The organism is Klebsiella sp. SYXHC3, from assembly GCF_057196925.1.
The window spans coordinates 1,299,667-1,318,936 of the sequence record NZ_JBXUNG010000001.1; the positions used below are offsets into that span (position 1 = coordinate 1,299,667).

General features: G+C 54.9%; 14 protein-coding genes and 1 tRNA gene. 7 read left to right on the forward strand and 8 right to left on the reverse strand.

The window, feature by feature from the left end; genetic code table 11:
• Nucleotides 1-28: 28 nt before the first annotated feature.
• Entirely contained in the window at nucleotides 29-1,036 is a 1,008-nt protein-coding gene (gene yejK / locus AC2CGP_RS06340) for a nucleoid-associated protein YejK (RefSeq protein WP_015365669.1), read from the reverse strand.
• Between the two features lie 188 nt (nucleotides 1,037-1,224).
• On the opposite strand from yejK, the gene AC2CGP_RS06345 reads away from it, so the two are divergent.
• The 5 genes from AC2CGP_RS06345 to eco all read left to right on the forward strand — a co-directional run bounded on the left by AC2CGP_RS06345 (nucleotide 1,225) and on the right by eco (nucleotide 5,297).
• A complete protein-coding gene (locus AC2CGP_RS06345) occupies nucleotides 1,225-1,452 on the forward strand; it encodes a YejL family protein (RefSeq protein ID WP_015365667.1) in 228 nt (75 codons plus the stop codon).
• 19 nt (nucleotides 1,453-1,471) lie between these two features.
• Nucleotides 1,472-3,232, forward strand: a complete 1,761-nt coding sequence (gene yejM, locus AC2CGP_RS06350; protein ID WP_484502311.1) for an LPS biosynthesis-modulating metalloenzyme YejM — start codon at nucleotides 1,472-1,474, stop codon at nucleotides 3,230-3,232.
• Nucleotides 3,233-3,308: 76 nt separating this feature from the next.
• A tRNA-Pro gene (locus tag AC2CGP_RS06355) sits at nucleotides 3,309-3,385 on the forward strand.
• Nucleotides 3,386-3,566: 181 nt separating this feature from the next.
• Nucleotides 3,567-4,676 carry an AI-2E family transporter gene (locus tag AC2CGP_RS06360; RefSeq protein WP_015365665.1) on the forward strand — a complete coding sequence of 370 codons (1,110 nt, stop codon included), beginning with the start codon at nucleotides 3,567-3,569 and terminating at the stop codon, nucleotides 4,674-4,676.
• Between the two features lie 129 nt (nucleotides 4,677-4,805).
• A complete protein-coding gene (gene eco, locus AC2CGP_RS06365; protein WP_032715000.1) occupies nucleotides 4,806-5,297 on the forward strand; it encodes a serine protease inhibitor ecotin in 492 nt (163 codons plus the stop codon).
• 46 nt (nucleotides 5,298-5,343) lie between these two features.
• Here eco and mqo read toward each other — a convergent pair whose 3' ends face one another.
• On the reverse strand, nucleotides 5,344-6,978 hold the full coding sequence (gene mqo, locus AC2CGP_RS06370; RefSeq protein WP_042893836.1) for a malate dehydrogenase (quinone): 1,635 nt from the start codon (nucleotides 6,976-6,978) through the stop codon (nucleotides 5,344-5,346).
• 278 nt (nucleotides 6,979-7,256) lie between these two features.
• On the opposite strand from mqo, the gene AC2CGP_RS06375 reads away from it, so the two are divergent.
• Nucleotides 7,257-8,465 (forward strand): SulP family inorganic anion transporter, encoded by a 1,209-nt coding sequence (locus AC2CGP_RS06375; protein ID WP_484502312.1) that lies wholly within the window; start codon nucleotides 7,257-7,259, stop codon nucleotides 8,463-8,465.
• Here the strand turns inward: AC2CGP_RS06375 and mgtE are convergent.
• The 6 genes from mgtE to AC2CGP_RS06405 form a co-directional block, all read right to left on the reverse strand.
• Entirely contained in the window at nucleotides 8,428-9,864 is a 1,437-nt protein-coding gene (gene mgtE / locus AC2CGP_RS06380; protein ID WP_064736807.1) for a magnesium transporter, read from the reverse strand. The genes AC2CGP_RS06375 and mgtE overlap by 38 nt on opposite strands.
• A 164-nt stretch (nucleotides 9,865-10,028) precedes the next feature.
• Complete coding sequence (locus tag AC2CGP_RS06385; protein ID WP_047038204.1) at nucleotides 10,029-11,672, reverse strand: multidrug ABC transporter permease/ATP-binding protein; 1,644 nt, start codon at nucleotides 11,670-11,672, stop codon at nucleotides 10,029-10,031.
• A 68-nt stretch (nucleotides 11,673-11,740) separates the two neighbouring features.
• Nucleotides 11,741-12,400, reverse strand: coding sequence for a DNA oxidative demethylase AlkB (gene alkB, locus AC2CGP_RS06390; protein WP_045359596.1), 660 nt, complete (start codon nucleotides 12,398-12,400; stop codon nucleotides 11,741-11,743).
• Complete coding sequence (gene ada, locus AC2CGP_RS06395; protein WP_059305332.1) at nucleotides 12,400-13,470, reverse strand: bifunctional DNA-binding transcriptional regulator/O6-methylguanine-DNA methyltransferase Ada; 1,071 nt, start codon at nucleotides 13,468-13,470, stop codon at nucleotides 12,400-12,402. Before ada ends, alkB begins: the two co-directional genes overlap by 1 nt.
• Nucleotides 13,471-13,542: 72 nt before the next feature.
• Nucleotides 13,543-14,595, reverse strand: coding sequence for an FAD:protein FMN transferase ApbE (gene apbE / locus AC2CGP_RS06400; protein ID WP_059305333.1), 1,053 nt, complete (start codon nucleotides 14,593-14,595; stop codon nucleotides 13,543-13,545).
• Between the two features lie 103 nt (nucleotides 14,596-14,698).
• On the reverse strand, nucleotides 14,699-15,826 hold the full coding sequence (locus tag AC2CGP_RS06405; RefSeq protein WP_015706141.1) for a porin OmpC: 1,128 nt from the start codon (nucleotides 15,824-15,826) through the stop codon (nucleotides 14,699-14,701).
• A gap of 772 nt (nucleotides 15,827-16,598) precedes the next feature.
• On the opposite strand from AC2CGP_RS06405, the gene rcsD reads away from it, so the two are divergent.
• A complete protein-coding gene (rcsD, locus tag AC2CGP_RS06410) occupies nucleotides 16,599-19,259 on the forward strand; it encodes a phosphotransferase RcsD (RefSeq protein ID WP_032706094.1) in 2,661 nt (886 codons plus the stop codon).
• Nucleotides 19,260-19,270 lie beyond the last annotated feature (11 nt).

Genomic DNA, 19,270 nt, shown 5'->3' on the forward strand with positions numbered 1-19,270 from the left:
CATGTTCCGCCGGGATAATCAGCAGGGATTAATTACCGCCTGAGGTACGGCGCTGCAGCTGATCGCGCAGGTTCGGCGGCGTACCTTTAATGGTCAACGTATCCGTTGCCGGATCCCAGAATACGCGCTCGCCGAGCAGCATCGCATCAAAGTTAATGGTCAAGCCGCCGCCGCTACCGGCAAATTTGGTCAGCTGGCGCAGCGTACTGCGATCCGCCGGGAAGCTCTCTTCGAGCTCATAACCCTGCTCGGCGGTAAACTCCTGGAAACTCTTTTCGCTGACGCCGGAGAGCTCTTTCGACAACGATTCCAGCTCGATCTCTTCGCCCGCCTGCAGCTGTTCGTTACAGTAGGCGTACACCTGCTGGCGCACGTTCTGGCGCTCGGATTTATCCAGCTGCGCGTCAGCGGCGAAATCATCCACCGCCTGCAACAGACCGCGGTTCTGCGCTTTGGCATTGAGCCCTTCGCTGGCGCCGAGGAAGTCCATGAAGAAATCGGCGACTTTACGCCCCACCCGCCCTTTCAGGAAGGTCAGATAACGGGTCGATTCGGGATTGGTTTCCCACTCGGTCAGATCGATGCGCGCCACGATGTCGGCATGGTTGATGTCCAGGTAATGGGTGGAACTGATATCCAGCTCTTCGTTAACGCGCATGCTGCTCAGATTATTGAGCACCGCCACCAGCAGATACTCGACCGCCAGGTAACGATACTGACAGAACAGCACAATGCCGCCTTCGGCAAATGGATACTTCGCCAGCTCATCGCGCAGGCGGCCGGTGGCCGCACGGCTGAAAGGAAGAAATTCTTCTTCACCCTGACGCTGTAAACGCAACGCTTGCGCCAGCTCGCTCTCTTCATTAAAGAGGCCATAGGCTTTGCTTTTTGCGCTGTAGACACGATGCAGTTCGGCCATCATCTCCACGACAGTGGCATTTGGTTCCAGCAGCGACTCGCGTAGCACCAGTTCCAGATTCTGTTCATCACGTTTGATCAACTGATGCAGGGCAATCTGGTCGATATCCAGACTCATGTTAAACTCTCCTTTTAGACCGGGCGGTATTCAACCACCACCGGGACGACGACGCAACCGGCAGACGCCTCTTTTATGCTTGAGACTCGCGTGGCCGGGCGCTTTTGCGCCGTGGCGAAAAAATGCGGAAAAAAAGCTGCTGCTACGGTAATATGTTGCCCTTTCACGAACAAACAGATTTTGAGTTTATGCCACAAATATCCCGCTATAGCGATGAACAGGTCGAGCAGCTGCTCAGCGAGCTAACGAACGTCCTGGAAACACACAAAGCGCCGGTTGACCTGTCACTGATGGTGCTGGGCAATATGGTGACCAACCTGCTCAACAGTAGCGTCGCGCCGGCTCAGCGTCAGGCAATCGCCCGTTCTTTCGCCCAGGCGCTGCAATCGTCCATTAACGACGATCCCGCGCACTAAGGATAACGAACAACAGTATATGGTGACTCTTCGTCAGCCCTACCGAGAAAAAGTCTCCCAGATGGTCAGCTGGGGACACTGGTTCGCCCTGTTCAACATATTGTTGGCTATGGCGCTCGGCAGCCGCTATCTTTTTGTCGCCGACTGGCCAACGACGCTTGCCGGACGAGTATTCTCGTATGTCAGCCTCGTTGGTCATTTCAGTTTTCTGGTTTTCACCAGCTATGTACTGATTCTCTTCCCGCTGACCTTTATTGTCGGCTCGCAGCGGCTTATGCGCTTCCTGTCGGTTATCTTCGCCACCGCGGGGATGACGCTGCTGCTAATCGATAGCGAAGTTTTCACTCGCTTCCACCTGCACTTAAATCCCGTCGTCTGGGAACTGGTGATTAACCCCGATCAGAACGAGATGGCACGCGACTGGCAGCTGATGTTTATCAGCGTACCGATCATCTTCCTGATTGAGATGCTTTTCGCCACCTGGAGCTGGCAAAAGCTGCGCAGCCTGACGCGCCGTCGCCACTACGCGCGCCCCGTCGCCTGGTTTTTCTTTATTTCGTTTATCAGCAGCCACCTGATTTATATCTGGGCGGATGCCAATTTTTATCGCCCGATCACCATGCAGCGGGCCAACTTGCCGCTTTCTTATCCGATGACCGCCCGCCGCTTCCTTGAGAAGCATGGCCTGCTCGATGCGCAAGACTATCAGCGCCGTCTGGTTGAGCAAGGCGCGCCGGAAGCGGTTTCGGTGCAATATCCGCTGAGCGATCTGCGCTATCGCGACCTCGGTACGGGTTACAATGTACTGCTCATTACCGTGGATAACCTTAACTATTCACGTTTCGAGCAGAACATGCCGCAACTAGCGGCTTTTGCGAAAGAGAGCGTCAACTTTAGCCAGCATATGAGCTCCGGTAATAGCACCGACAGCGGGATGTTCGGCCTGTTCTACGGCATATCGCCGGGTTATATGGATGGCGTGCTCTCGGCGCGTATCCCGGCGGCGCTGATTACCGCCCTCAACCAACAGGGTTACCAGCTGGGCCTGTTCTCATCAGACGGTTTCAGCAGCCCGCTTTATCGCCAGGCGCTGCTGTCGGACTTCTCGCTGCCGGCGGCTAAAACGCAGAGCGATGAACAAACGGCCAACCAATGGATCGGCTGGCTGGATCGCTACGCCCTGGACGAGAACCGCTGGTTCTCGTGGGTATCGCTGAACGGCACTAATATTGATAACAGCCAGCAGCAGAATTTTGCGCGCACCTACGGCCGCGCCGCAGGCAACGTCGATACACAAATTGGCCGCGTGCTGGACGCGCTGCGTAAAGCGGGCAAACTGGATAATACGGTGGTGATAATTACCGCCGGGCACGGTATGCCGCTGGATAACAAGCAGGGTAAATTCGACTGGTCACGTGGCAACCTGCAGGTGCCGCTGGTTATCCACTGGCCGGGAACCCCAGCACAAGAGATCGCAACGCTCACGGATAACAAAGACGTGATGACGACGCTGATGCAGCGTCTGCTGCACGTGTCGACGCCAGCGAATGAATATTCGCAGGGCGAAGACCTGTTTAGCCCGGCACGCCGCCGCAGCTGGGTCACCGCCGCTAATAGCGATACTCTGGCGATTACCACGCCAACGATGACCGTGGTGCTCGACCACAACGGCACCTACCACACCTGGAACAGCGATGGTGAGAAAGTGAAAGACCAAAAACCGCAGCTCAGCCTGCTGCTGCAGGTGCTGACGGATGAAAAACGCTTTATCGCTAACTGATTGATTAATTTTAAATCAATCAGTTGTCGGTCGCTTGCATTCGATGGGGGAACGGGTAATATTATCCTCCACGCGTCGGCACGTAGCGCAGCCTGGTAGCGCACCGTCATGGGGTGTCGGGGGTCGGAGGTTCAAATCCTCTCGTGCCGACCAAAAATTTAACCGGTAGGTTGCTACAACCACCGGTCCCCTTTAGAACCCGCACTCTCCCTGAGAGCGCGGGTTTTTTAATGTTTGTACTCCCCTTCCCTTTGTGACTGCGATTATCCTGATGGCAAATTGTTAAATTCCATCTATCATTCGACTGTATTCGTTATCATCTGGAGCGGACCCAATGAGAGTTAAAGGACTTACCAAAGGATTTTTTATCCTTATTTTACTGATCGTTACCCTGGCCTTTTTTGACGTACTCTCCCCTTACTATTCCGCTATCCTGTGGGCAGCTATCCTGGCAGTGATATTTAATCCGGTAAAAAACAACATCCGTACGCGCATCGGTGAGCGCAACGGTATCGCGGCGCTACTGACCGTCGTGATTATCTGTCTTATTGTTTTCACCCCGTTGGCGATTATCATTTCGTCGCTAGCCTTCGAACTCAACGTGGTCTACACCAAGTTACAGCACAACGACACCCAGTTTCCGACGGTGGTCGCCAACCTGTTTGCCCATCTCCCGAGCTGGGCCAGAAGTTTCCTCTCCGAGCACAATCTCGATAGCGCGGAACAGATTCAGCAGCAGCTGTCCGATGCCGCCCTGAAAGGCGGGCAGTATCTGGCCGGTAGCGCCTTCCTGATTGGTAAAGGGACCTTTGGCTTTACCGTCAGCTTCGGCATTATGTTATACCTGCTGTTCTTCTTGCTGAAGGATGGCCCCTATCTGGTACTTCTGATCCTTGAATCCTTGCCGCTATCCAATTACGTAAAACAACATCTGTTTGCCAAATTCGCCGCCGTCGCGCGGGCGACGGTTAAAGGTACCGTTGCCGTCGCGCTGGCGCAGGGGGCGCTCGGCGGCTTTGCATTCTGGATTGTCGGTCTTGATGGCAGCATTCTGTGGGGCGCTTTAATGGCCTTTCTGTCGCTCATCCCGGCGGTGGGCTCCGCCATCATCTGGGTGCCGGCGGCGATTTACCTGTTCGCCACCGGGCAATTGTGGCAAGGGGCGTTTATTGTCGGTTTCTTCGTGATTGTCATCGGCCTGGTGGATAACATTCTGCGTCCGCTACTGGTGGGGAAAGATACCAAAATGCCGGATTATCTGATCCTGATTGCCACCCTTGGCGGCATGGAAATCTATGGCATCAACGGCTTTGTCATCGGCCCGCTGATTGCCGCCCTGTTTATTGCCTGCTGGAACCTGTTATCGGGCCGTGAACACGCCGGGAACGCCGACTTACTGGACGAAGAGTTTATTGAAGAAGCCAAAAACAGCCGCGATGAATAGCTAACGCAAGCCTCAGCTTGCTAGTGCATTTCACTATTCATATTGAAAATAATGGTAAATAACTCTTACCATTCACGACAATGATGTTAGTCTGTATTGGTTAGTAACGATAATAAAGGATGATCAACCGTGAAAAAAATCGCTACGCTTGCTGTTTCTCTGCTGGCCGTTGCCTGTGTTTCCACCAGCGCCTTAGCCGCTGAACAGCCGCTGGAGAAAGTCGCCCCCTATCCGAAAGCGGAAAAAGGGATGAAGCGTCAGGTGATTCAGCTGCCGCAGCAGCAGGATGAATCCGCGTTAAAAGTTGAACTGATGATTGGCCAGACGCTGGAAGTCGACTGCAACCATCACCGCCTGGGCGGTCAACTGGAAAGCAAAACCCTGGAAGGCTGGGGCTATGACTACTATGTCTTTGATAAGCTGACGTCCCCGGTTTCCACCATGATGGCCTGCCCGGACGGTAAGAAAGAGAAGAAATTTATTACCGCTGGTCTCGGCGATACAGGCCTGCTGCGTTACAACAGCAAGCTGCCGATCGTGGTTTATACTCCGGCCAACGTCGAAGTGAAATACCGCATCTGGAAAGCTGAAGAAACTATCGGTAATGCCGTTGAGCGTTAATCGCCTGCAGTAATACAAAACGGCAGCCCGAAGGCTGCCGTTTTTGTTATAGCGCGATATCCGCCATCGGTTTGCCGCCGGTCAACGGTTTGAGTTCGGCCTGCGGCACCTCGTCCGCCGCAGTCGTCGGCTCGTAGTGTAGCCCCAGCACTTCACTGGTCCACGCCAGCGCCTGCTCAATAGCGGCTGGGTTACCATCCAGACGCATACCGTAGCTCGGCACGATCTCTTTCATCTTCGCCTGCCAGGCCGGCGTCTGTACTTTGTCTTTGAAGACTTTCTCCAACAGCTGCACCATGATCGGCGCCGCCGTCGACGCGCCAGGAGAAGCGCCCAGCAGCGCGGCTACGGTGCCTTCATCATCGCACACCACTTCGGTGCCAAGGCGCAACACGCCGCCCATCTTCTTATCACGTTTGATAATCTGTACACGCTGACCGGCCTGCCACAGGCGCCAGTCCTCTTTGCGCGCTTCCGGGTAGTACTCGCACAGTGCGGCATGACGATCTTTATCTTTCTGCAATACCTGGCTAATCAGATATTTCACCAGGTCGAAGTTATCCATCCCGACGTTAAGCATCGGCAGAATATTCGAGGTATTCGTCGAGGCCAGCAGATCCCAAAGCGATCCATTTTTCAGGAAACGGGTCGAGAAGGTCGCGAATGGCCCGAACAGCACCACGCGTTTGCCGTCGATAATACGGGTGTCGATATGCGGCACCGACATCGGCGGCGCGCCAACTTCCGCCTGGCCGTAGACTTTCGCCAGGTGATGATTAACCACTTCCGGGTTCTCACACACCAGGAACTGTCCGCCAACCGGGAAGCCCGCGTACTCTTTCGCCTGCGGAATGCCGGTTTCCTGCAGCAGCGTCAGAGCAGCGCCACCCGCGCCAATAAAGATGAATTTGGTTTTGATCGTTCGCTTCTGGTGACGATTGTTGGCATCCGCCAGCGTCACCGTCCAGCTGTTGTCCGCATTGCGCTTAAAACGGCGAACGACGGTACCCAACTGGAGAGAGAAATTATCATGCGTCTGTAGCCCGGCGATCAGCTGGCGAGTGATCTCGCCGTAGTTAACGTCGGTGCCCATTTCAGTACGCGTTGCCGCCACTTTTTGCTGCGGATCGCGCCCTTCCATCACCAGCGGCGCCCACTCCTTGATCTGCTGATGATCTTCAGAATAGCGTATACCGCGGAACAGCTCGCTCTGCTGCAGCGCGGCGTAGCGCGCGCGCAGGAAGTTAACGTTGTCTTCACCCCACACAAAGCTCATGTGCGGCACGCTGTTAATAAAAGATTTCGGCTTAGTCAGGATGCCGCGGGTCACCTGGTGGGCCCAAAACTGACGAGAAATATGGAAGGACTCATTGATATCGACCGCTTTGTCGATATTGATTCCATTGGCGGTTTGCGGCGTGTAGTTAAGCTCCATCAGCGCCGCATGGCCGGTACCCGCATTGTTCCAGCCGTTCGAGCTTTCCTCGGCAACGCTGGTCATCTGCTCGACCATGGTAATAGACCAATCCGGCTCCAGTTCCTGCAGCCAGGTTCCCAACGTGGCGCTCATGATACCGCCGCCAATCAACAATACATCCGTCTCTTGCTCATGGCGGGTGTTGGTCCGATTTGTATTGGAACCAACCGCCTGTGAGCTGGGTACGGCCATCTTTTTCTTCATCGGATTTGAGCCTTACTTTTACTCGCTTTTTTTATTTAGCGCAGGTGAAACGATTCTCGGGATCAAAGGTACCACCTGTACTCAAAAATTTAAATATTGTTTAAATTTTAAGTTGAGTTTTGAGATCTGTTATAAAAATGTTTAATAAATGTGTACACAAAATCACTTTTTGTACTGGTATGATGGTCATTTCCGCGCTATCATCTCCCGTTCTGTGATGGAGCGCACGCCAACGGCGGCATGCCTCAATTCAAATTTTTTATCATCCGCGAACTTTTATGCCCTCAACTTCCCGCTCTCTCTCTCCGGCGTTGATAACACGCGAGACCCTTGCTGGCGTGCTGACTGCCCTGGCGTTAATTCCTGAAGTCATTTCATTTTCGGTCATTGCCGGCGTTGACCCGCAGGTCAGCCTGATTGCTTCGGTGGTGCTCTGTCTGGCGATGTCGGTTCTTGGCGGGCGCCCGGCGATGGTGACGGCGGCGGCAGGTTCTGTCGCCCTGGTGATCGGCCCGATGGTACATCAGCATGGCGTAGGGTATATTCTGCCTGCTGTCATTTTGGCTGGTATTATTCAAATTTTGTTTGGGATATGCGGTATGGCGCGGTTAATGCGCTTTATCCCGCCACCGGTGATGACCGGGTTTGTTAATGCGCTAGGCATTCTTATTTTTTTCGCCCAGGTTCCCCATTTCTGGAGCAGGCAGCCGCTCATCGTCGGCCTGTTCGTTCTGACGCTGCTCATCGTGCTGTGGGCGCCGCGTTTTATCAAAGCCGTGCCGGCGCCGCTTATTGCTATCATCCTCCTTACTGCTTATACCGTCACCAGCGGGCAGCTCCTGCCGACCGTGGGTGATGAAGGCGCTATGAGCGGCGGTCTACCGGGCTTCAACGCGCTGGCGGTACAGCTGGATTTAAGCACCTTAAAAATTATCTGGCCCTGCGCCCTGAGTATCGCCTTTGTCGGCCTGATGGAATCGCTGCTGACGGCAAAGCTGGTGGACGATCTCACCCATACGCCGTCAAATAAGTCGCGTGAGAGCGCAGGACTGGGGATCGCCAATATCCTCGCGGGCTGCTATGGCGGCATCGCCGGATGCGCGATGATCGGCCAGACTATCGTTAACGTAGAAATGGGCAAGGCGCGCAGCCGCCTATCGACGATAGTGGCCGGTATGGTACTGCTGCTTCTGGTGACGGTGCTAAGCCAGGTAATGGCCAAAATTCCAATGGCGGTGCTGGCCGGGGTCATGGTGATCGTGGCGGTGAAAACCTTCAGTTGGCAGAGTATTCGCCCAACCGCGCTGGCGCGCAATCCGTGGCCGGAAACGGTAGTCATGGCAGCGACCGTCGTCGTGACGGTCACTACCAGTAATCTGGCGATCGGCGTACTGGCGGGGCTTATCGCAATGGCGCTCATCCCTCGCCGCCTGCGCGTAAAAGCGCAGCTTACATCAGAAACAGCGTCGCCAGACCAAGGAAAATAAAGAAGCCGCCGGTATCGGTAATCGCGGTGATCATCACGCTGGAGCCGACCGCCGGATCGCGCCCCAGCTTGACCATCACCATCGGGATGATAACCCCCATCATCGCCGCCATCAGCAGGTTGAGCATCATCGCCAACGTCATCACCCCGCCAAGCTGCGGGTCATCGTACAGCCACCAGGTGATAGCGCCCATTATCCCGCCCCATACCAGGCCATTAATCAGCGCGACGCCCATCTCGCGCAGGATGAGGAAGGTAAAACTTCCCGGCTGGATCTGCTGCAGCGCCATCGCGCGGACGATCATGGTGATCGTCTGATTGCCGGTATTCCCACCAATCCCGGCGACGATCGGCATCAGCGAGGCCAGGGCCACCAGCTGCGAAATCGTATGTTCAAAGCCGTCGATCACCCGTGAAGCGATAAACGCCGTACAGAGGTTCACCGCCAGCCACGCCCAGCGGGTTTTCACCGCTTTGCTCACCGGCGCAAAAACATCATCATCTTCGCTCAGACCGCCCATCCGGCGCAGGTCGTTATCGGTCTCTTCGTACACCACATCGACGATCTCATCGATGGTCAAACGCCCCATCAGCTTGCCGTCGGCATCAATCACCGCAGCACTCAGTAAGTCGTCGCGTTCGAAGGTACGCGCCACTTTTTCCGCCTCTTCCTGCGGCTGGAAAGTCACCGGATCGCCTTCCATCACTTCGCCAACGCGCTTTTGCGCATCATTGAGCAGAATAGTCTGCAGCTCCAGCTCACCAAGCAGCAGTTTATTACGGGTGGTGACGAACAGTTTATCGGTGTTTTCCGGCATTTTGCCCAGACGGCGCAGATAGCGCTGTACCGCCGCCAGAGTGGCTTCCGGGCGTACGGTAATCACTTCAAATTCCATGATCGCGCCGACGGTGTTATCGGCGTAGCGCATCATCTGACGAATGCGCGCACGTTTATCCGGCGGCAGCGTCGCCAGCAGGCGGCCGGTTAAGTCGCGCGGCAGGTGCTGCAACAGGTAAACCTGTTCATCAATATCCAGCGATTGCAGGGCAAATATCAGGTCGTGATCGCTCATCTTGTCGATGAGATCGCCCCATACGCTCTCTGATGCCTCCAGCAGCACTTCGCCGCGCTTGTCATCGGCAACCAGCCCCCACAGCGCGGTACGCGCGTCATAGGGCAGCGCTTCCAGGGTATCGGCGAGATCCGGCGGCGGCAAATGCGACACCAGCACTTCCACTTCCGCCAGGTCATCGGCCAGCGTCCCTTCATCATAGCGCTCCGCGAGGGTGAGTTTCCCCAGCAGCGCGGAGGTGACGGCTTTATCAGTGCTCAATAGCCAAATCAGGCGGGCGCGTTCTTCATCGCGTAATCGGGCGCTTTTTTTATGCAAAACGGACATCGCTCAGGCAATCCTTGTGAGAATAGAAGTCGACCTGCATGGCCGCAGCCATAAGCATAGCGCGAGGAGGGGGAAATAATAACCGCCAGCAATTTATCTGCTGTAAAAACCAGCAATATGTCCCGAACGGGCGAGCACGACCGATCGGGTAACCAGCAAAACCGTCAGGCGGTACGCGCGACCGCGTCGCGGGTCGCCAGTTCGCGCTCAACGCCGGTGAGCTCGCTAAGCTTGCCGCTGCGCATCTCCAGCAGGCGATCGGCATGCTGGAAATAGTGATCATCGTGGCTGATAGCAAACACGGTTTTCCCCATTTGCTGCATCAGCGGTAATAACACCTGATAAAACTCGCGGCGGAAATGCGGATCCTGATCCGCAGCCCACTCATCGAGCAAAATGATATCGCGCTCTTCGGCCAGCGCCAGCAGCAGCGCCACGCGCTTTTTCTGTCCTTTAGACAGCTTCAGATCGAGAATTTTTCCCTCTTCCAGCTGCAACTTGTGGTCCATCTTCAGATACGCCAGCCACTTCGCGACCAGCGCCGGATCGGCGTGTTCGCCTTTTGGCCCTAACAGACGATCAAATAGCCAGACATCGGTAAATACCGCCGAGAACAGCTTGCGGTAATCTTCTGGTTTTTCCGCCGCCAGCGGCTGACCATCGAGCAGGATCTGCCCGGAGATCGGTTGATACAGCCCGGTCAGCAGCATCGCCAGCGTCGACTTGCCGCTGCCATTGCCGCCAATCAGAAACACCAATTCGCCGCGTTTGAGTGTCAGATTAATCGGCCCGACGGCAAAACTGTTATCCGGGTAGTGGAACGACACGTCGCGCAGCTCCAGGGTCTGCCAGTGCGGATGCGCCTGCGGCTCGGGGAAACCTGCGCGATAAGGCGCCAGCGCGAACTGATGCAGTTTATTGAATGCCACCTGAGCGCTGAGCAAGGTCGGCAACGCCCCCACCGCAGACAGCAGCGGCGTGCGCAGGAATAACAGCGTCAGAGAATAGGTCGCCGCCACCGCGGTATTGGCCCACCCGAGGCCATTCGCCATCCAGAACACCAGACCGATGGCGCCAAGCATCATGATATTCGACCAGTTCACCGCACTCAGGTGGAACGTATCGGCGCGAATGATGTGGTGCCGATAGTCGCGGGCATCCGGCAGATACAGCTGATTAAAAACATATTCGGCGCGTTCGCGGTTGAGCGTCAGCTCTTTGCGCCCTTCCAGCACCGTCTGATAATCATGATACAGCTTATCTTCGGTCTCACGCAGCGTCGCCATATGCTTATAGACGCGCGCCACCAGCACAAAGCCGCCCCAGATGGTGACCGCCATCCAGACCGCGGTCACCAGCATCATTTTACCTGACAGAAAAGCCAGGTAGGCGGCGGACCCGAAGGTCAGGATAATCCCCTGCACCAGTTCCGGCAGGCGCACAAAGGCGATGGTAATGTTACGCACGTCGCTAGTTAAGCCCGCCAGCAGCGAAGCGCTGCCGATTTTTTCGATCTTTTCGATTTGGGTGTCGAGAATGCGTTTAATAAATTCGCCGCGCAGGCGATAGACAAAGTGGTGACCAAGGGTGGTTAACGCCAACTGCGAGCCGAGCGTGACCGCCATCAACAGCAGCAGCAGGCCGAGAAACTCCGGCAGCACGGTGAGCGAGGTATCCACAAGGGAAATCAGGCGCAGGTTAATAAAGGCGATAAGCCCGATACCCAGCGCCGCGCTGAGCAAACTGAGCGCCATGACGGCAATGAACGGCCAGCGGTACTGGCGCCAAACAAGAACAAGTAATTCCATAAGCTACGATCCGGACAAGCAAACAGCCAGCAGTTTAAACGGCTTGCCGACGACAGCAAGAATAATTCTTATTTTTGTTTTTGCCGGTGACCCGCGAGGCGAAAAGTGAGGTTGTAGCGACAGGCGCCGGTCAGCGGATGCTCCCCCGGTTTAAGCGGCTGAATGCCGTGATAGAAGAGCCGTGATTCGCCGCCCCACACCACCACATCGCCATGCTCCAGCAGCAGCCGACGCAGCGGATCGTTACGTTTCAGCCCGCCAAACTGAAACACTGCCGGCAGTCCCAGCGACACCGAAACGATAGGCGCGCGCAAATCCCGCTCGTCTTTATCTTGATGCAGCGACAGCTTCGCGCCCGGCTGGTAGCGGTTAATCAAACAGGCGTCCGGGGAGAAATGCGCATAACCCGCCTCCTGCGCCGCCTCCGCCGCCAGTTGCTGAAAAATCAATGGCATCGGCGGCCAATGTTCGCCGGTCAACGGATCGCCCGGCGCATAGAGATAGCCGTGCATATCGGTTGTCCAGCCGAGTTGGCCACAGTTGGTCATGGCCACCGACATGGTATAACCGCCAGGGGTCACCATCTGGCGGAACGGAGAAGCGCTGGCTACCGCGGCGATGGCCTGCAGCAGCGCCGGCGCGCGCTGCACGGCGAAGCGGCGTAATATCATCGCCCCGGGGGCCAGCGGCTCCTGCCAGGGCGGCGTATCGGCAAACAGATCGAGCATTATTTCTCCCGCATTTTTGCTTCGCGCGCCAGCAGCAGCGCTTTACGTTCGCTTCCCCAACGATAGCCGGAAAGCGCCCCGCCCTCACGCACTACCCGATGGCAAGGAATGACTATCGCCAGTTTATTGGCAGCGCAGGCCCCGGCTACCGCTCTGACCGCGCGCGGTTGACCGATGCTATGCGCTACCTCGCGATAGCTGCGGGTTTCGCCTGCCGGGATCTGGCGCAAGGCTTGCCAGACCCGTTGCTGGAAAGCGGTACCACGAATATCCAGCGGCAAATTCACCGCCTGCTGCGGATTATCCAGATGGGCAACCACCTGCGCCACGCGTTCGGTAAACGTATCATCACCCGGCTGCAATTGGGCGCCGGGAAACAAGCTCGCCAGCTGCGCATATAACGCCTTATCGTCATCGCCCAATAATACGGCGCATACGCCACGTTCGCTGAACGCCACCAGGCACCGTCCTGAGGCGCTATTGCAGCAAACCCAGCTAATCAATATATCTTCGCCGCCGCGTTTAAACTGGCGGGCGGTCATGCCCAGCGTCTCGTTTGCCTGGCGATAATAGCTGGCGGAATCAGGGAAGCCGGCGGCTAATGCCGCGCTGGTGACGTTCTGGCCATGGCTTAATGCTTCGCGTAGGCGCCGCGCGCGCCACGCTTGCTGCCAGGCCTTGGGCGTAAGCCCGGTGACGGATTTAAAAATGCGATGGAAATGAAACGGGCTGACCGCCAGCTGCTGCGCCAGCGCCTCAAGGGTGATTGGCGCCTCTTGCTCCAGCAGACGACAGGCGGCGGCCACCTTCTCGACCCGCTGTTGGTCCGGGTCGAGATTATCCGGCCGACACCGTTTACAGGGGCGATATCCGGCGGCCTTTGCGGCTTCGACATCAGCATAAAAGCGGACATTCTCCCGAAGCGCACGCCGTGAACGGCACGAGGGACGGCAGCAGACGCCGGTGGTCAACACGGCGAAAACAAACTGCCCGTCGGCGCTGGCGTCGCGTTCGCAGACCGCCTGCCAGCGGCGGTCATCGTTAGTCATATCGGCAATCATCGGTTTCATAGCGGGCTCCTGCTGTAAGTGTATCCTTACTTTGCGCCTTGCTACGATCTAAAAAACTGCGCTTCTTGCTTTTTAATTCTGCTCGCCGACCAGGAAGGTGCGGAACTGCGGCGACATCCAGGTCTTAAAGCCATCGTCCTCTTTGACGATCATATAGACCGCCAGCCCCTGCTCGTGTGCCACCTGTTGCGCTTTTTCCGGCCCTAATACCATCAGCCCGGTATCCCAGCCGTCGGCTTCCAGCGCCGTCGGCGCAATCACCGTCACCGATACCAGCTTATGGTTGATGGGGTGGCCGGTTTGCGGATCGATAACGTGAGAAATACGTTTGCCGTCCAGCTCGTAGTAGTTGCGATAGCTGCCGGAGGTACTGATGCCGTGGCCGTTGATATCGACTATCGCCTGCACAGCGTTTTCACGGTCGGTCGGTTTTTGAATCGCCACCCGCCACGGTTTATCGTCGCCGTTCATGCCGCGGCTGACCAGCGCGCCGCCAACCGACACCAGATAGCGGGCGATCCCTTCCTGCTCCATCAGGCGCGCCAGATGATCGGCGGCATAGCCCTCGCCGACGGTGGAAAGATCGACAAATAAATCCGCAATATCTTTTTGTAGATATTGTTTATCGGCGCGGTTAATCACCGTCAGATGCTGCAGCCCGGTACGCGCTTTTGCCGCCGCGATTTGCTGCTCCGTCGGCGTTTTTACCGGCTGCTTATCCGGGCCAAAACCCCATAAATTGACCAGCGGCCCGACGGTAATGTCCATCGCTCCGGCGGTTTTGGCGCCAATACGCAGCGACAGAGTGACGATATCCGCCATCGCCTCGTTCACCGGCCACGGTTCGGTGGTGGCGGCATGATTGAAGCGCATCAGCGCGGAGTCGTTTTTCCAGGTCGAAAGCAGCCAATCATCGCCGTCGAGCTGCGCCTGAACTTTATGGCGTAAATCTTCGGCTTTCGCCGGATCCAACCCAACAACGCTAACGCGCCAGTAGGTCCCCATCGTTTTGCCATCGAGCACGGTGGCGGCGGATTTTGGCGTGGCCGGTGATGTCGCGGAATCACAGCCGGTAAGCAGAACGCAGAGGCCGAAAAAGGCGGCGCGGAAAAAGGTGGTATCCATGAAAACGGGCTCCTGTTACAAAGGCAGCCAGAGTATACCAGCGAGGTTAAACCGGGCATAAAAAAAGGCGCCCGCAGGCGCCTTTTTCAACACTTCAGCTTGCTTAGAACTGGTAAACCAGGCCCAGAGCCACAACGTTGTCAGTAGAGATGCTTGCATCTTTAGTGAACTTGTTGTCGTCCAGCAGGTTGATTTTGTAATCAACGTAGGTGGACATGTTTTTGTTGAAGTAGTAGGTCGCACCCAGGTCAACATATTTCAGGATGTCCTGGTCGCCGTAACGGCCCATGTCTTTACCTTTAGACTGCAGGTAAGCCACGGACGGACGCAGACCGAAGTCGAACTGGTACTGAGCAACTACTTCGAAGTTCTGCGCTTTGTTAGCAAAACCGATGTTACCGGTGCGGGTTGCGTTGTAAGTCTGGGTGTACTGAGTCGCCAGGTAGATGTTGTTGGCGTCGTATTTCAGACCACCGGTGTAGGTTTCAGCGTGATCGCCTTCACCCAGAACACCGTAACGACCACCATCGGTCTTAGACACGAAGGTAGAGTTGTTCTGCTCGTCGGTACGTTTAGAGCTGGAGTACGCGAAACCAGCGCTGATGCCGTCCCAGATATCATAAGTTACGGAGGTGCCGAAGCCTTCGCCGTTCTGTTTCTGGAAGTCACGACCGTTGTTGGTCTGATCTTCGCCGCTCACGCTGCCGTTTTTACCCTGGTACTGCAGAGCAAAGTTCAGGCCGTCAACCAGACCGAAGAAGTCAGAGTTACGGTAGGTGGCAACACCGTTAGCACGGGACTGCAGGAAGTTGTCGGAACCGTAGGTGTCGCCGCCGAATTCCGGCAGAACGTCGGTCCAGGAAGTTACGTCGTAAACAACGCCGTAGTTACGACCGTAGTCGAAAGAACCCGCGTCGCCGAATTTCAGACCCGCGAAGGCCAGACGAGTCCATGCCTGGTCGCTGGAGCTTTCAGTGTTGTTCGCCTGAACGTTGTATTCCCACTGGCCGTAACCGGTCAGCTGGTCGTTGATCTGGGTTTCGCCTTTCACGCCGATACGCATGTAGGTCTGGTCGCCGTCGACGCTGTCGTCGGAAGAGAAGTAGTGCAGACCGTCGATTTTACCGTACAGGTCTAATTTGTTGCCGTCTTTGTTATAAATTTCAGCCGCATTTGCTGCGCCCGCTACCAGCAGTGCTGGTACCAGGAGGGACAGTACTTTAACTTTCATGTTATTAACCCTCTGTTTGTTATATGCCTTTTATTATTGCCACTGCTTACTGATTACCCTTCTAATCAGTCGGCTGTATTCATTGTGCTGCAAAATGCAGAATAATCCAACAAGAATATGATACGAAAACTTCTAAGGTGTTTCAAAATGCGCACAAGATGTTTCAATTTGTAAATGCCAAGGAACTTTTTAGGCGCAATAAAGGTCGCAAAAATAAGCACCAAAAATCAAAAAAATAATATTTTCATTAAAAATCATTGCATTATAAGCATTCAAATGTATAGCACTGAATGGTAAAACAAAATCCTCCCCGAAGACTAAAATAATCCTCGCTATCATCATTAACTTTATTTATTACCGTCATTCAGTTCTGAATGTCTGTTTACCCCTATTTCAACCGGATGCCTCGCATCCGGTTTTTTTTACCCTTCTTTACGTATCTTGAATTATGCTGTGCTAACGCAGCAAAAAAATAACGACTATTAATCAATCAATTCCGAATGAAAGTCAGCCTATTTGGCCAATTTCTTGTTTTTTAGTGCTATTTATCTGCAAGAAATGTCGGTTAATTGTACAAGATCAATTCAACTGTACATATTTGTCGCATCTATGGTTTTGAGAGAAATCTCAGCATTAAAAGATCCCTCAGCGTCAATCTGTTGTATGGATTTCCCGCGTTAGCCTTTATACTTCCTGCCAGTATTCGTTGTGCTGCCCGTCACTATGGCGCAACATCCTGTTTACAAACACTACTGAGCAGCTCTGCCACGCGATGACCCAAAAAAAATTCTCCCTGATCCCCGGTAGCATCACCCGGTTCTTCATCTTGATGGTTATCGTCTTGCTCGCGACGATGGGCGTGATGATCCAAAGTTCGGTTAATACGTGGCTAAAAGACCGGAGTTACCAGGTGGTTGATATCAGCCACGCTTTACACAAACGCATTGATACCTGGCGTTATGCCACCTGGCAGATTTACGACAACATTGCCGCCACCAGCTCAAGTACCTCAAGCGATGGTCTGCAGGAGACGCGGCTGAAGCAGGATGTGTACTATCTGGAAAAGCCGCGACGTAAGACCGAAGCGCTGATCTTCGGCTCTCATGACAGCTCGACGCTTGAGATGACGCAGAAAATTTCCAACTACCTCGATATTTTATGGGGCGCGGAAACCATTCCCTGGTCGATGTATTACCTGAATGGGTTGGATAACAGCCTGATTCTGGTCTCCACCCTGCCGCTGAAAGATCTGTCTTCGAGTTTTAAAGAATCGACGATTAGCAGTGTGGTGGAATCCCGCCGCGCCGAAATGCTCCTGCAGGCAAACACGCTGGACGAACGGGAAACCTTTTCTTCACTGCGTCACCTGACGTGGCAAAATGGCCATTACTTCACGCTGCGTACCACTTTTAACCAGCCGGGTCACCTGGCAACGGTTGTCGCCTTCGATTTACCGATTAACGACCTCATCCCCCCGAGCATGTCGCTGGACAGCTTCCGTCTCGAGCCAGATCCGGCGCAAAATGGCGCTAGCAGCGCAGACAAAGAAGCCGTTGATAACGTTAGCGTCAGCTTTAATGGCCTGCGTATTGAGATAACCACTGCCATCAATACCACCGGCATGCGGCTGGTGTGGGTCGTGCCGTTCAGCACTTTGCTAATGGAATCCTTACAGAATATTTTACTGCCGCTGCTGCTCACCATTGGCCTGCTGGCGTTAACCCTGTTTGGCTTTACCACTTTCCGCAACTATAGCGGCCGCCGTACCCCCGGCAGCGTAAGCACGGCCCCCACCGCGGCCAACAGCGAGCTGCGCGCTCAGCGCGCAATTAATGAAGAGATCGTCTCTTTGCTACCGTTGGGCCTGTTGGTGCACGATCAGGAAGCCAATCGCACCATTATTAGTAACCCGATTGCCGATCATCTGCTGCCGCACCTCAACCTGCAGAACATCACCAATATGGCCGATCAGCATCAAGGGGTGATTCAGGCGACGATCAATAATGAACTTTATGAAATCCGCCAGTACCGCAGCCAGGTGGCTCCTCGCACGCAGATCCTGATTATTCGCGACCAGGATAGAGAAGTGATGGTGAACAAAAAACTCAAACAGGCCCAGCGTCTGTATGAGAAAAATCAGCAGGGGCGCATCGCCTTTATGCAGAATATTGGCGCCGCGCTGAAAGAACCGGCGCAGGCGCTGGCGCAGGAGGCGGCGGCCGTCGGGATTCATGAAAGCCGCAAACTAGCGCAGCACGCTGATGAACTGGTTCATCTTGTCGATGAGATTCAGTTGGCGAACTTACTGGAAAGCGATACCTGGAAAACCACCCCCGGTTTGTTCTCCATTCAGGGCTTAATAGATGAAGTGGTTCCTGAAGTCCTGCCGATGGTGAAACGCAAAGGACTTCAGCTGTTAATCAATAATGCGCTGCCGGCCAATGAGCAGCGCTACGGCGACTGCGACGCGCTGCGCCGAACGCTATTACTTCTGATTCAATACGCGATCACCACCACCCCCATCGGTAAAATTACTCTTGAGGTGAGCAAAGATGAATCTGCCGACGATCGTCTGACCTTCCGTATCCTCGATACTGGCAATGGCGTGAGCGGCAATGAAATCGATAATATGCACTTCCCGTTCCTTAATGAGACGCAAGCCGACCAGTACGGCAAAGCCAACGCCCTCACCTTCTGGCTGTGCGACCGGTTAACTCGCAAGCTTGGCGGACAGCTTAATATTAAGGCGCGGGAGTCGCTCGGCACCCGCTACTCGCTACACCTTAAAATGGCGGCGAGTGAGGAAGAGAGCGACTCCGGCGAACATCTGCTGGACGATGTGGTCGTGATGATTGACATCACCGCCAATGAAGTGCGCCGCATTGTGACGCGTCAGTTAGAGAGCTGGGGCGCAAGCTGCATCACCCCGGACGAAAGGCTCACAAGTCAAGAGTATGATCTCTTTTTAACGGATAATCCGTCTAATCTTACTGCTTCAGGCTTGCTTTTAAGCGATGATGAGGTTGGGATACGCAAAATTGGCCCAGGTCAGTTGAGCGTCAATTTTAATATCAGCACTGCCATGCAGGAAGCTATCCTGCAGCTGATTGAGCAGCAGCTGGCGCAAGAAGAGGTTCAGCCCTCCTCAACAGGAAACGAGGGGAATGCGGAACTCCATGCCAGCGGCTATTACGCGCTGTTTGCCGACACGGTACCGGATGATGTTCAGAGATTGTATACTGAATTCACCACCAGCGATTTCGCTGCGCTGGCGCAGACCGCTCACCGCCTTAAAGGCGCGTTTGCTATGCTTAATTTGATACCCGGCAAGCAGTTATGTGAAGCGCTTGAGCATCTGATTCATGAACGAGATACTCAAGGTATAGAAAAATACATCAGCGACATTGACGGTTACGTCAAGAGCTTGCTGTAGCAAGGTAGCCT